The organism is Streptosporangium sp. NPDC003464 (assembly GCF_053588315.1).
On sequence record NZ_JBSFPS010000269.1, the window covers coordinates 1 to 13,417 of the forward strand.

Consider the following 13,417-nt stretch of genomic DNA (forward strand, 5'->3'; position numbering starts at 1 on the left):
CGGTTCTTCCGCGGCGCGGCCAAGCTGATCGACACCCCCTGGTCGATCTCGGTGGGGACCGACCTGCGCTTCCCGGAGGTGGAGGGACGGCGGACGGCGGCCGTCCGCCTCACCAACGCCTACGTCAACCGGCTGCACGCCGCGGCGACCACCGACCCCGTGCTCGGCGCCGCCTTCCTCCGCGTCCTCAACCTGATCGACCCGCCCGCCAGGCTCCTGTCCCCCGCCATCGTGCTCCGTGTCCTGCGCGGATCGCTGGGCCGTCCGGCGCCGGCCAGGGCGGACGCGACGCCGGTGGCCGACGTCCGGGCCTGACCCCGGCCTCCGGATCTCGCATCGCCACAATTCCGGAGAAGTCGTGACATATCCCCCACGAGGTCCGCGGCAGGGCGGGTGGCGGCTCGGCCGAACCCTGTCCGGTGGAGCCGCCGTCCGGGGAAGCCGCCGCGGCCGGTCAGACCACCTCGAAGTCGGCCATCATCGCCATGTCCTCGTGTTCGAGGTTGTGGCAGTGCAGCATGTAGCGGCCCCGGTATCCCTCGAAGCGGACCAGGACGTCGACGACCTCGTAGGGCCGGACGTCGACGGTGTCCTTCCAGCCCGCGTCCGTCGGGGCGGGCGGCCTGCCGCCGCGTGACAGCACCTGGAAACGGGCCAGGTGCACGTGTACGGGGTGGTGGAAGTCGCTGGTGAACCGCCAGACCTCGGTGGTGTTCAGCCGTGGCCTGGCCAGCGGGCTGCCCGGCCGGAACGGCCGCCCGTTGATCGTCCAGGCCGCTCCGCCGCCCTGTCCGGTCCTGCGGAAGTCGAAGGTCCGCGTGGCCACAGCTCCGGACCGGTCAGGGGGCTCGATCCGGGACAGCCGCCTGGGGACCGTGCTGTCGTCCTTCGCCTTCCGGACGACGCGGAAGCGCATCACGTTCCGCGTCTGCCCGGTGCCCAGCGTGTTGACCAGCGTCACCTCCGCGCCGACGGGGTGGTCGGAGAAGTCCACGACCACGTCGAACCGTTCCGCCGGGGCGATGGTGATCGCGTCGTGGGTCACCGGGGCGGCCAGCAGCCCGAGGTCGCTGCCGACCTGGACGAACCTGCCGCCGGGCGTCAGTTCGAGGCGGTAGCGGCGGGCGTTGGAGGCGTTGAGCAGCCGCAGCCGGTAGCGGGCGGCGTCCACCTCCAGAACCGGCCAGGGGGCGCCGTTGACCAGGATCACGTCACCCTCCACGCCTTCCATGAAGTCGTCCTCCACCCCCGCCTTGACCAGCAGGCTCGGGTCCACCTCCGGATAGCGGAACGCGCCGTCCTCCTCGAAGGACCGGTCGCAGATCATCAGCGGCAGGTCCCGTGCGCCCTTCGGCAGCGGCAGCGCGTCGTCCTCGTCGTCGCGGACCAGCAGGAAGCCGGCCAGGCCCCGCCAGACCTGCGGGGCGGTGAAGTCCATCCGGTGGTCGTGGTACCAGAGCGTGGCCGCCCGCTGGTCCAGCGGGTAGAGGTAGTCCCTGGCCCCGGAGTGGAAGGTCCACAGCGACGGGTCATGAGCGGCGTGCGCGCCGGGCGGCGGCCGGAACCCCCTGCCCTCGGCCACCACCAGGTCGGTGGGGTAGCCGTCGGAGCCGGGCGGGGTGACCCCGCCGTGCAGATGCGTGGAGGTGGGCACGGGCAGCTCGTTGCGGACCCGGATGACGGTGGGATCGGCGCGGCGCAGGTCGAAGGTGGGGCCGGGGAAGGTGCCGTCGTAGCCCCAGACCTCCGTCGTCGTGCCCGGGATGATCTCCACCCGGGCCGCCCGCTGGACCACCTCGTAGTGGCCCGGCCGTACGGGAACGGCGGTCCTGGGGACCGGGAGCGGCACGGTGAACGGCGTGGGCGGCGCCAGCGCGCTGGTCAGCGTCTGACCGGCGGTCTCGGCGGTCGACGTCCCGCAGCCGGCGACGGCGAGCCCGGTGCCGCCGAGCAGACCGAGGAAGCCCCGTCGGGAGATCACGCCGCCCCCCGCCAGGTCCAGGCGGTCATCACCGCGGATGCGCCGAAGACGGCCACACCGAGCGGGAAGTGCGCGGCGATGACACGCTCCTGTCCCAGCATGATCTGCAGCGTCTCGGCGGCCACGAGCGCCGCGCTCGCCCCGGTCGGCCACAGCGGGCCCCTTCCCGGCCGCCACAGCAGGATCGCGGACACGAGCTGCAGGTAGAGCATGGCGTGGGTGAACCCGCCGTTGCCGCGGTGCCAGGCGAGCATGTCCACGTCGCCGGTGACGAACAGCCCGGCCAGGGCCGCCTGCCCGAGCACGCCGAGAAGGTGCAGGGTGGCGCCGGCGCGTAACGACCAGACGGTCCAGCCGGGGGCGCGGGTGCGACGGGCGGTGGATGAGACGCTCATGAACGCCATGCTGGCGTGCCCTGCCCGGAAGATCGTCCCCCGTGGGCGGTGCTCCGCCGTACGTCCCGGGACGTACGGCGCGCCGGCGGGGGACGATTGTACGACCACGGATGTACGCACGGCCTCATCCGCCCGCCCGTCGGCCCCGCCGGTCCGGTGTCCTACCGTTTCGGGGATGAAGAGCCGGAAGTTCGACGCGCTGATCACAGTGGCCGTGCTGACGTTGGGCGTCGCGGGCACCTACGGCAGGCTGTCCTCCTCGGGCATGCCCGAGCGCCCCCTGGACGCGCTCGGCCTGTCGTTGCTCGTGCTGCCGGCGCTCTCCCTCGCCTTCCGGCGTACCGCGCCGGTGTGGACCGGGGTGGCCGCGGTGGGGTGCGGCATCGCCTACTACGGCATGCGATATCCGGGGATCTTCGCCGGCGCGCCCGCCCTGATCGCGATCTACACGGCGGCGACCCTTGGGCGGCGGCGCCTGGCGGTCGTGCTCGCCGCGGCGCTGGCCGTGGGTGTCGGCGTCCTCGTCGCGCTGGCCGACACCGACCCGGAGCCCGGCGGCCTCAGCCTGCTCAGCGGCTGGCTGGTGGCGGCGGTGGTGGTCGGCGAGACGGTCCGCAACCGCCGCGCCTACCTGCACGAGGTGGAGCAGCGGGCGGTCGAGGCCGAGCGCACCCGGGACGAGGCGGCGCTGCGCCGGGCGGGCGAGGAGCGGCTGTGGATCGCCCAGGAACTGCATGACACGCTCACCCACGCCATCTCGGTCATCAACATCCAGGCCGCGGCGGCGACGCATCTGCTGGACCGCAGGCCGGAGCAGGCACGTGAGGCACTGGCCGCGATCAGGGACTCCGGCCACGAGGCCATGCGGGAGCTCCGCGCCACACTGGGCGTGCTCCGGCAGGTGGACGCCGAGGACCCCGGGACGGGGCTGGCCCGGCTGCCCCGGCTGGTGGCCAGGGCGGAGGCGGTGGGCCTGCCGGTGAAGGTCACCGTGGTGGGCGAGGCCGGCACGCTCGCGCCGGACGTCGATCGGGCGGCCTACCGCATCGCGCAGGAGGCGTTCACCAACGTGCTGCGCCACGCCGGCCCCGCGTCGATCACGTTGACGACCGAATACCGTCCTGGAACGATCGTGCTCCGGGTGGCGGACGACGGACGGTCGGACGCGACGGCCGCGGGGCAGGGGATGGGGATCATCGGCATGCGGGAGCGCGCGCTGGCCGTGGGCGGGTCACTGACGGCGGGACCGCGCCCGGAGGGCGGGTTCGAGGTCCGGGCCGAGCTGCCGCTGGTGAGCTCGTGATCCGGGTGCTGCTGGCCGACGACCAGCCGTTGATCCGCGCGGGCTTCCGGGCCCTGCTCGACTACGAGGACGACATCGAGGTGATCGGCGAGGCCGGGAACGGCGGCGAGGCCGTCGAGCTCTGCCGGGCGCTGCGGCCGGACGTGGCGCTGCTGGACGTCAGGATGCCCCTGCTCGACGGGATCCAGGCCACCCGGATGATCGGCTCGGACCCCGAGCTGAACGCGGTGCGCGTGGTGATCCTGACCAACTACGCCCTTGACGAGTACGTCTTCGCCGCGCTCCGGGCCGGGGCCGGCGGCTTCCTGGTCAAGGACATCGAGCCTGTCGAACTGCTGCAGGCGGTGCGCGTGGCGGCCCGCGGCGACGCGCTGCTGTCGCCCTCGGTCACCCGGCGGCTGATCGAGGAGTACGTCTCCGCCCCGCCCAGGCCGGTGGCCGGCCCCGGCCTGGAACGGCTGACCGGGCGGGAGCGCGAGGTGCTGGCCCTGGTGGCGGCCGGCATGTCCAACGAGGAGATCGCCGGGCAGCTGGTCATCAGCCACGCCACCGCCAAGACCCACGTCAGCCGTACGATGACCAAGCTCGGCGCCCGCGACCGGGCCCAGCTCGTCGTCTTCGCCTACGAGTCGGGGCTGGTCACTCCGGGAGGCCGCTGAGCCCGGTCGCCCGGATCCCGCCGGAGCGGTCCCGCGTCCCCCGCGGGGCCGGGCCGTCGGGAAGGGCAATGTGGCCCGCGCCGCCAGGGCGGGGAAGACACCCCGCGGTTAAACTCGCGGAAACTCACGGAAAACCCGCGGAGGACGGCGACGTCTCCCGACGAACGGTCTCCGTCACCGCCGGGATTCCGACTCCGTCCCGCTGGCCGGCGGCCGCCTTGCCGGTGCGCGCTGACCGTCCGGGGGAGCCGTGCACAGGATACTCACCCCTTCACAGTGCGACATGAGCGATTACGTGGAGGCGTGCGGCGCTTTTGCCGCGGAAGGCGCGCGGCGTTTCCTCGTCGTAGGTGACAGGGCGCCGGCCGACGCGCTGCGGGCCGCGCTCCGTTCCGGGCACCCGCCCGGCCGTGTCGTGGTCCACCACGCCGCTCCGGGCGCCGGATCCGGCCCGGCCGCCGACGTGGTGGTCGGGCTGGCGGGCTGCGACCGCGGGCGCCTGCAGCGGGCGGTCGGGCGGAATCCACGGGCGCACGTCCTGCACGCCGCCCGGCGTGAGCCCTTCCTCGGCGTGGTCGCCCTGCACAAGAGCGGGACGAACCTGGTCGCCGAACTCGTGCGCGCCATGGGCTACGACGTCTCAGGAGAGGGCACGGGGCCCGCGCCCTACGAGGACGGGCTCTGGGAGAAACACGAGGAGGACCATCTCGCGACCCTGGGGCCGGGCTCGGCGTATGTCGTCCATTCTCTCCCCATGCCCGCGGTGGGCGGCCCGGCACAATATCCGCGCCCCCTCTTCTACGCGTGGTGCGAGAGAGAGTTCCCCGTCGTGTTCCACTATCGGGACCCGCGGGCCGTCCTGCTCTCCCTGATCCGATATCTCCTGAGGCAGGGGGCCGGGAAGAGTTTCACCCGCCTGCCGTTCCACATGATGAACGCCAGGATGTTCGAGCGTCTCCCCACGCCCGAGCGGCGGCTGTCGCACGCGATCCGGAACCTGGGCCCCTATCTGGAGTGGTCGTTCACCGACAACGCGTGGCTGCTCGACCACCCCGACGTCTTCACCACCTCCTACGAAGAGCTCGTGGGCGGCAGGGGCGGCGGTGACGACGGTCTCCGCGAGAACGCCGTCGCCCGGCTGATGGTCCTTCTCGGGGTCTGCGGCGATCCGTCCGCGATAGGGGAGCGGGCCTACAACCCGTCGGCGAGGACGTTCGTCCTGGGCCAGGCCCACCGGTGGAGGGACGAGTTCCCGGAGGAGCTCCTCGGCGAGTTCCAGGAGAGATACTCCACCATTCTCGACCGGTACGGATACGCGGGCCGGTGAGCGGAGGCCAGGGAGGGAGCGACCGTGGAGCTCGGATCGAAGGCGGAGACGCTCGAATGTCTGGCCTCGGCGCTGCGGACGGCCCGGGTGCTGCCGCAGGTCCGCTTCACCGTGGCCGAATGGGAGAGGTCCCCCCACGGCGTGCTCGACCGCATCTTCGAGACCCCCTGGTCGGCCGCTCCCGTGATCGTCCGGAGCAGTTCGCTCGCGGAGGACCGCGAGGACGTCTCCCACGCCGGCGAGTTCCTGTCCGAGCTGGACGTCCTCGGCAGGAGCGCCGTACGCCGGTCGATCACGCGGGTGGCCTGCTCCTACGGCGGCGGCAGCCCGGACGACCAGATCTTCGTCCAGCCCATGCTGCGGGATGTGGCGCTCAGCGGTGTGGCCTTCACCGCCGACCCCACCACGGGCAGCCCGTATTTCGTGATCAACTACGACGACGCCTCGGGGACCACCGACTCGATCACAGCGGGGCGCTCCTGCGAGCCGAAGATCTACCTCCGGCACCGGGAGGCGTCCTCGGCCGCCCCCGTGCCGGAGCTCGCGGGGCTGTTCGAGGCGCTGGGTGAGCTGGAGGGCGTCCTCGGCCCCGACGTCCCGCTGGACGTCGAATTCGCGGTGGACACCGGGGGGCAGGTGTTCGTCCTGCAGGTGCGCAGGCTGGTCTGCGACGTCCTGCCCCCGCCCCGGCGGGCCCGGCTGGCCCAGGAGATCACCGAGGTCGAGTCGGCGATCCGCCGGCTGAGCGGGCCGCACCCCTACCTGTACGGTGACCGCACCCTGCTGGGCGTGATGCCGGACTGGAACCCGGCGGAGGTCGTCGGCGTACGGCCCCGCCCGCTGGCGCTGTCGCTGTACCGGCGGCTGCTGACCGACTCGGTCTGGAGCGCCAGCCGGGACGTCTACGGATACCGCGATCTGTCGGGGTTCCCGCTCCTGATCAGCCTGGCCGGCCAGCCCTACGTCGACGTGCGGGTGAGCCTCAACTCCTTCCTGCCCAAGGATGTCGAGGGGGAGCTGGCCGAGCGCCTGGTCAACCACTACCTGCGGCGGCTCGAGACCGAACCCGAGAACCACGACAAGATCGAGTTCGAGATCCTGCTGAGCTGCTACTCGCTGGACCTGCCGGACAGGCTCATGCGGCTGCGGGAGGAAGGGTTCAGCGCGCAGGAGTGCGGACAGCTCCTGTCCAGCCTGAGGACGTTGACCAACCGCGCCATCGGACCGGACGGCCCCTGGGCCAGGGACCTCGCGCGCCTGTCCGAGCTGGGCCGGCGCTTCCACACCGTGACCGGCTCCGGGCTCTCCGACATCGGCAAGATGCACTGGCTCATGGAGGACTGCAGGCGCTACGGGACGCTCCCGTTCGCCGGGTTGGCGAGGGTGGGATTCATCGCCGTGGAGCTGATGAGGTCACTGCGGACGCTCGACCCGCCGCTGCTCGACGACGCGGAGTTCGAGGCGTTCATGCGGGGGGCGGCCAGCGTGACCTCGGAGCTGAACGCCGATCTCGCGACGCTCGACCGGCGGGACTTCCTGCTGCGCCACGGGCATCTCCGCCCCGGGACCTACGACATCCTCTCCCCCCGTTACGACGAGGCACCGGACCACTATTTCGACTGGGACGCCGAGTGGGGCCGGCCCCACCGCCCTCCCCCGGACCCGGTGCTCTCCGGTGCCCGGGCCGACCGCCTCGACCTGCTCCTGCGGCAGCACGGGATCCGCCTGGGAGCCTACGAGCTGCTGGATTTCGTGCGCGCCGCCATCGACGGCCGCGAGAGGGCGAAATACCTGTTCACCCGGAACCTGAGCGAGATGCTCCGCATCCTCGGCGGCTTCGCCCGGAAGTACGGATACACGCTGGAGGACTGCTCCTACGTCGACGCGGCCGTGATCGGTGATCTCTACGCGTCGAGCGGGGACCCCGGCCGTGTCATCGAGAGCGCCGTCGCGCGCGGGCGCGGATCATACGAGTCGACGCGCGCGATGACACTGCCCTCCCTGATCAGACGCCCCTGCGACGTGTGGGCCTTCGGCCGGGAGCGGGCCGAACCGAATTTCGTGACACAGAAGAGGGCCTCGGGCCGGGTGGTCACACCGGATGACGATCCACGGGACTTCAGGGGCGGAATATTGCTGATCACCGCGGCCGACCCCGGCTACGACTACATCTTCTCCCACGGGATCCAGGCTTTCGTCACGATGTACGGAGGGGCGAACTCCCACATGGCCATCCGCGCGGGGGAGCTGGGCGTGCCCGCGGTGATCGGCGCGGGAGAGGTGCTTTTCCGGAAGTGGTCGCGCGCGACCGGACTGGAGATCGACTGCGCCGCCCGGCAGGTGCGGTGCACGGGGCTGCGGAACAGGTCAGGGCTCTGAGGCCGGCCGCGGACCGGCTCCGGGAGCGCCATGCTCGCAGGCATCGGGAATCGAGGGGATCGCCGTGGCCCACGCCGTCACCATCGCCACTCTGGGACATCTGCCGTCCCGGGACAACCGGCTCGGCCTCCGGTCGCGCGACCAGGAGGTCCTCCCGGAGGCGCTGCGCCGCTTCAGGGACGGGCTCGGCCCGGCGCTGCAGATCCTCAGATCCCTGGCTCCCGTATACCGCGCGGTCTACTGCCCCACCACGCTCAGGCACCTGACCAGTGCCAGAGTGGTCTCCGACCTCTTCGGGATCCCCGCCCCGGTCCCGGACCCCCGGATCAACAACGTCGACTACGGGATCCACAAGGGCAGGCCCCTGGAGGAGACGCCACGCAGGTCCGCCGCCGTCGACGGCCCCTACGAGGGCGGCACGTCCTGGACGCACGTGGCGGGACAGTGGCGTTCCTTCTTCGAGGACCGGCTCAGGAGGCACGACGGGCAGGCCGTGCTCCTGGCCGGTCAGTCGGGGGCGTGCCCGGTGATGATGGCCCACATCTGCGACGACGTGCCGCTGGCCGCCGCCCTGAGCGACCCCCGGCTCGACATCCCGCTCCTCGACGCCCGCGGTCCGGCGCCCTCCGTCTCGGTGTGGACCTACCGGTGGCGCTGACTCCCCGCCGCCGGGGGATCGATCAGCGGCGGACCCGCTGGTTCAGGGGCAGACCCGCTGGTAGGGGAGGTCCCCCGCGTACCGCCGCCACTCCTCGGCGCTGATGGGACGGCCCGCGGGCCGCGCCTTCTCCCGCCGGACGGCACCGGAGGGACCAAGCTGAGCAATCTCGGAGAAAAAGGCTCTGTCCACGGACGGATTGATCGTTCATCGTAGGAGTCGGTCGGCGACGGCGGGCACCGCGTGGGTGCCGTGAGCGTGCGGAGGCAGGCGTGGAGGACTCAGGCATGGCGGACTACGGCGTGACCGGAGCGCGGGTGGACCTGGAGACCACCGTCGACATGCCGCCCGAGCGGCTGTGGGAGCTCATCACGGCCGTGCACCGCATCGGCGAGTGGAGCCCGGAGTGCGAGGAGGGCTCCTGGCTCGGCGACGACGCCCCGGAGCCACGGGAGGGGGTGCGCTTCCAGGGCCGCAACCGCCGGGAGGGGAGGGTCTGGACGGTGACCGGCGTGGTCACCGAGGTGGAGCGCCCGCGCACGTTCGCGTGGGTGATGCTCGACCGCGACGGCGACCCGGAGCGCCCGTCGTCGAGGTGGCGCTACGAGCTGGAGCCGGGAGACTCCCCGGACCGGACCCTGGTCCGTCACAGCTTCGTCCACGGCCCCGGGCAGAGCGGCCTGCGCGAGATGATCCAGAGCAACCCCGAGATCGCCGAGCTCATTCTCGACGTGCGCCTGGGCGAGCTGCGCAAGCACATGACCGAGACCCTCGGCGCGATGACGCGTCAGTGATCACGGCGCCGGCCTGACCGGTGCGGGCCCGGACGCGGACGGCCTCCGGCCGCGCCGGCGGCGCCCGTCGCCGGCCCGGCCTCCGCCGCCGGCGCGGTGCCCGGGCGGGACGCCGCGCCATGGTCCCGCCCGGCCCACCGGCGTCAGGCGCCGCCGACGAGCTCGCGGAAGTCGATGATGTACGGCGGCGGCAGCGGGTCGTCCTCGGTGCCCGGCGCCGGGCTCCGCTCCAGCAGCCGGGTGCCGACCACGCGCCCGGCGAACACCGCGTGCAGCCTGACCCTGCTGCCCGACCGGTTACGGAACCCGTGGGGCACGCCAGGGGGCACCAGGATCACCGCCCCGGGCCCCACCGGCACCCATTCACCGTCGTAGAACGCCTCCGCCTCGCCCTCGTCGATGATGAGAACCTCCTCGTTGGTATGCACATGCACCGGGATGATCTCCTCCGCCGCGAGATGCTCGAAGTTCAGCACCAGGTCCTTGACGTATCTGCCGTCGGCGCGGACCGGGTCGAGCACCAGGGAGTAGCGGGAGCCCGGCTTGTGGTTGTGTGGATCCTCGGGGAACGGGACGTAGTCGAGACGATCGATGACGGTCATGCGTAGAGCATGGCCTCTGACGCTCCGCGCAGGTAGAAGGCACTTTTCCGGAACCGCGTGACCGCGGGGTAACCACCGCCGTGACCGGTGGCGGCGTCGAGGGCCCGCTGCGGCTGCCGGGCCGCGGCCGCATGGGACAAAGGCATCCGCCCCTTTGATCCGCTTCCCATGAGGTTCGCAGGAGGCGATCGAGAGCGGCGAGCTCCGACCCGTCGCCGGCGACGGTACGGCGGGGCCGTGCGGTCGCCCGGCACCATCCGGTCGGGGCCTCCTGGCACCATCCGGTCGGGATCACTTGGCACCATCCGGTTGAGGCCCCGGCGCCATCCGGTCAGGGCCGCCCGGCTCCGCGGACGGCCCCGACCGGCGGGCCTACGTCGTGGCGAGCGCCTCGGTGGGGGCGAGGCGGGAGGCGCGGATCGCCGGGTAGAGGCCGGCCAGGGTGCCGATGGCCAGGGTGGCGGCGAGGCCGCCGAGCACCGCCCAGGGCGGGACGACCGTCGGCCAGCCCCGGTAGACGGCGTAGCCGGAGGTGACCACGGTGCCCAGCAGCGCGCCGCCGGCCCCGCCGAGAGCGGACAGCAGAAGGGACTCGGCGAGGAACTGGGTGCGGATCTGGCCCCGGGTCGCGCCCAGCGAGCGGCGCAGGCCGATCTCCGCCCGCCGTTCCAGCACCGAGATGACCATGGTGTTGGCCACCCCGACGCCACCGACGAGCAGGGCCACCGCGCCCAGGCCGAGCAGCAGCCCGGTGAACGCCTCGTCGGTGGCCTGCTTGGCGGCGAGCGCGTCCGAGGGACGGGAGACCTGGACCTCGTTGGGCGCCTCCGGGTTGGCGGTGGCGCCGAGCACCGAGCGGACCGACTCCACCTGGGATTCCTCGGAACGGGTGTAGACGGTGGTCGGATGCCCGTCGAAGCCGAGTACGGACTCGGCCGCCGGCCAGCCCACCAGCGCCGCGGTGTCCAGCTCGGGGGCGAGCTGGGCCGGGGCGAGGACGCCGACCACGGTGAACCACTCTCCGCCGATCAGCACCTGCGTGCCGGGCCTGGCCTGGCCGATCCCGAGCCGTTCGGCGGCGGTCGCACCGAGCACCGTCGCCGGGTAGGCGGCCGTGGCGGCGTTGAGCCAGGTGCCGCTCCTGACCTGCGCGCCGACGGCGGCGCTCAGGTCGATGCGGGTGGCGTAGACCGCGATCCCCTTGGTCTCCGCCGCGGGGACCCTGTCCGTGCGATAGACCTTCGCGTCGTCGATGCGGCCGATGGCCGAGACCGACTCCACCGGCCCGATCCGGCCCACCATCGCCTCGGCCTCGACGGGCAGCTGGGCCTGCTCGCCGGACATGGTCGTACCGGGCGTGACGGTGAGCAGGTTGGTGCCGAGCGACGCGAGGGCGCGGTCGAGGTCGGCACGGGAGGAGGCGGAGATGCCGACGACGGCGACCATCGCGGCGATGCCGATGGCGATGCCCAATGCGGAGAGGAAGGCCCGCATCGGGCGGGTGCGCAGGCCCACCGCGCCGACCTTGACCACGTCGCGCGGCCGCATCCGGGCCGGCTGCAGCACGTCGGCGGCCATCAGCCCACCCCTGACGCGGCGGCGTCGCGCCGCACGGAGTCGGCCACCACCCGGCCGTCGCGCATCCGCACCTGGCGGGGCAGGGACGCGGCGATCTCCCGGTCGTGCGTGATGATCACGACGGTGGTGCCGGCGGCGTGCAGCTCCCGCAGGAGCCGCATCACCCCGGCCCCGGAGGCGGAGTCGAGAGCGCCGGTCGGCTCGTCGGCGAGCAGCAGCGGAGGGTCGCCGGCCACGGCCCGCGCGACGGCGACGCGCTGGCGTTCGCCGCCGGACAGCTCGTGCGGCTCGTGGTCCATGCGGTGACCGAGGCCGACCCGCTCCAGCGCCGCCGCGGCGCGACGGCGCCGCTCACCGGCCCGCAGCCCGGAGTACAGGAGCCCGTCGGCCACGTTGTCCAGCGCCGCGGTGCCCGCGGCCAGGTGGAACTGCTGGAAGACGAAGCCGATGTGACCGGCCCGCAGCGCGGACAGCTTGGCGTCGGAGAGCCGGCCCACGTCGTGTCCGCCGATGCGCACGGTGCCCGAGGTGGGCCGGTCGAGGGTGCCGAGCACGTTCAGCATGGTCGACTTGCCGGAGCCGGACGGCCCCACGATGGCGACCAGCTCGCCACCACCGATGTGCAGCGAGACACCGGCGAGCGCGGTGACACCGCCGGGGTAGACCTTCGTCACGTCCGTCAGGGAGATCATTTCGGCATCCCTACAGCCGTGCCCTCGGTGATCCCGTCCCCGGATATCTCCACCCGGCCACCGCTGAAGAGGCCGGTCCGGACGGGGACGTACGTCGACGTGGAGCCCTTGACGACCTCCACCCCGAAGCCGCCCTCCTGCAGCGCCAGCAGCGCGGCGACCGGGACGGTGAGCACGTTCTTCCGCGTGCCGGCGGTGAAGGAGACGTCCACCGAGGCCAGCGCGTAGGCGCCGACGGCCTTCCGGGCGTTCCGGCCCGTGAGCCCGACGACCACCTCGACCTTGGTCTGCGCGTCTCCGCCCTGGCCGTCACCCGGCTCGATCACCGTGGTGACCTCGTCGACGCGGCCCCTGACCGTCGTGTCGTCGGGGAGCGTGACGGTGACCTTGGCCCCCTTCTTGGCCAGCCGCTGGTCGGCGGTGTCGAGCTCCACGGTGACGGCCCTGGTGGTGCCGGTGTAGGCCAGCACCTTGCCACCGGGGGCCGTCAGGTCGCCCTCCCCGGCCTGGAGGCTCTCCACGCGGACGGCGTGGGGAGCGAAGACCACCCGCCCGAGCTCGACGGTGCCCGTCTCCTCCAGCCCCCGGTCCTCCTGCCACCGCATGACCGCCTCCGCCGTGGCGTAGGTGTACTCCTCGTCCACCGTGAACCCGCGGTAGCCGAGCGCCTTCAGGTTCCTCTCCAGCTGTTTGACGTCCGGCCCCTCGACGCCCTGCGACAGCGCGCGGTAGGCGGGCAGCGCGCCGTACATCAGCGTCACCGGCCTGTCGTCCACCTCGTACAGCGCCCTGCCGCGGGTGATCCGGTCCCCGGTGTCGGGCAGGCGGGTGAGCGTGCCCGACAGCCTGCTGGTCGCGGTGGTGGCCGGGCCGTAGCCGAGCTCCCCGTCGGCGCTCTGGGTGTCGACGAGCGTCTGCCGGGTCACCCCGGCGGTCTTCGGCGGCAGCCCGCTCTCCACCGTGCCGCCCGCCGGGCTGCCACCGCCGAGGCCCAGTTTCCGACATCAGAAACACCGAGTGCACGGAGCCCACCATGCAGAAGTTCGACA

12 protein-coding genes and 1 pseudogene are annotated in these 13,417 nt (G+C 72.7%); 7 read left to right on the top strand and 6 right to left on the bottom strand.

The window, feature by feature from the left end:
• Positions 1-315, top strand: a pseudogene (locus tag ACWDS7_RS39305) (hypothetical protein); the annotation flags it as partial.
• A gap of 139 nt (positions 316-454) precedes the next feature.
• On the opposite strand, the gene ACWDS7_RS39310 reads toward ACWDS7_RS39305, so the two are convergent.
• Together ACWDS7_RS39310 and ACWDS7_RS39315 are read right to left on the bottom strand one after the other, a co-directional pair.
• Positions 455-1,981 carry a multicopper oxidase family protein gene (locus ACWDS7_RS39310; RefSeq protein ID WP_451933405.1) on the bottom strand — a complete coding sequence of 509 codons (1,527 nt, stop codon included), beginning with the start codon at positions 1,979-1,981 and terminating at the stop codon, positions 455-457.
• Positions 1,978-2,376 (bottom strand): hypothetical protein, encoded by a 399-nt coding sequence (locus ACWDS7_RS39315; protein WP_451933406.1) that lies wholly within the window; start codon positions 2,374-2,376, stop codon positions 1,978-1,980. Before ACWDS7_RS39315 ends, ACWDS7_RS39310 begins: the two co-directional genes overlap by 4 nt.
• Before the next feature lie 175 nt (positions 2,377-2,551).
• On the opposite strand from ACWDS7_RS39315, the gene ACWDS7_RS39320 reads away from it, so the two are divergent.
• The 6 genes from ACWDS7_RS39320 to ACWDS7_RS39345 all read left to right on the top strand — a co-directional run bounded on the left by ACWDS7_RS39320 (position 2,552) and on the right by ACWDS7_RS39345 (position 9,496).
• The gene (locus tag ACWDS7_RS39320; RefSeq protein ID WP_451933407.1) at positions 2,552-3,679 is read left to right on the top strand and encodes a sensor histidine kinase; all 1,128 of its coding nucleotides are present in this window, start codon (positions 2,552-2,554) and stop codon (positions 3,677-3,679) included.
• Entirely contained in the window at positions 3,676-4,338 is a 663-nt protein-coding gene (locus tag ACWDS7_RS39325) for a response regulator (RefSeq protein WP_306861010.1), read from the top strand. The genes ACWDS7_RS39320 and ACWDS7_RS39325 overlap by 4 nt, the downstream gene beginning before the upstream one ends.
• 283 nt (positions 4,339-4,621) lie before the next feature.
• Complete coding sequence (locus ACWDS7_RS39330) at positions 4,622-5,665, top strand: hypothetical protein (protein ID WP_451933408.1); 1,044 nt, start codon at positions 4,622-4,624, stop codon at positions 5,663-5,665.
• Positions 5,666-5,689: 24 nt separating this feature from the next.
• Entirely contained in the window at positions 5,690-8,044 is a 2,355-nt protein-coding gene (locus tag ACWDS7_RS39335; protein WP_451933409.1) for a PEP-utilizing enzyme, read from the top strand.
• A 64-nt stretch (positions 8,045-8,108) separates the two neighbouring features.
• Positions 8,109-8,702, top strand: a complete 594-nt coding sequence (locus tag ACWDS7_RS39340; protein WP_451933410.1) for a histidine phosphatase family protein — start codon at positions 8,109-8,111, stop codon at positions 8,700-8,702.
• A gap of 287 nt (positions 8,703-8,989) precedes the next feature.
• Complete coding sequence (locus tag ACWDS7_RS39345) at positions 8,990-9,496, top strand: SRPBCC family protein (RefSeq protein ID WP_306861018.1); 507 nt, start codon at positions 8,990-8,992, stop codon at positions 9,494-9,496.
• A 143-nt stretch (positions 9,497-9,639) separates the two neighbouring features.
• Here ACWDS7_RS39345 and ACWDS7_RS39350 read toward each other — a convergent pair whose 3' ends face one another.
• From ACWDS7_RS39350 to ACWDS7_RS39365, 4 genes are all read right to left on the bottom strand, one after another.
• Positions 9,640-10,098 carry a cupin domain-containing protein gene (locus tag ACWDS7_RS39350; protein WP_451933411.1) on the bottom strand — a complete coding sequence of 153 codons (459 nt, stop codon included), beginning with the start codon at positions 10,096-10,098 and terminating at the stop codon, positions 9,640-9,642.
• Positions 10,099-10,470: 372 nt separating this feature from the next.
• Positions 10,471-11,676 (bottom strand): ABC transporter permease, encoded by a 1,206-nt coding sequence (locus tag ACWDS7_RS39355; protein ID WP_451933412.1) that lies wholly within the window; start codon positions 11,674-11,676, stop codon positions 10,471-10,473.
• Entirely contained in the window at positions 11,676-12,368 is a 693-nt protein-coding gene (locus tag ACWDS7_RS39360) for an ABC transporter ATP-binding protein (protein WP_451933413.1), read from the bottom strand. The genes ACWDS7_RS39355 and ACWDS7_RS39360 overlap by 1 nt, the downstream gene beginning before the upstream one ends.
• Entirely contained in the window at positions 12,365-13,327 is a 963-nt protein-coding gene (locus ACWDS7_RS39365; RefSeq protein WP_451933414.1) for an efflux RND transporter periplasmic adaptor subunit, read from the bottom strand. The genes ACWDS7_RS39360 and ACWDS7_RS39365 overlap by 4 nt, the downstream gene beginning before the upstream one ends.
• Between the last annotated feature and the right edge of the window lie 90 nt (positions 13,328-13,417).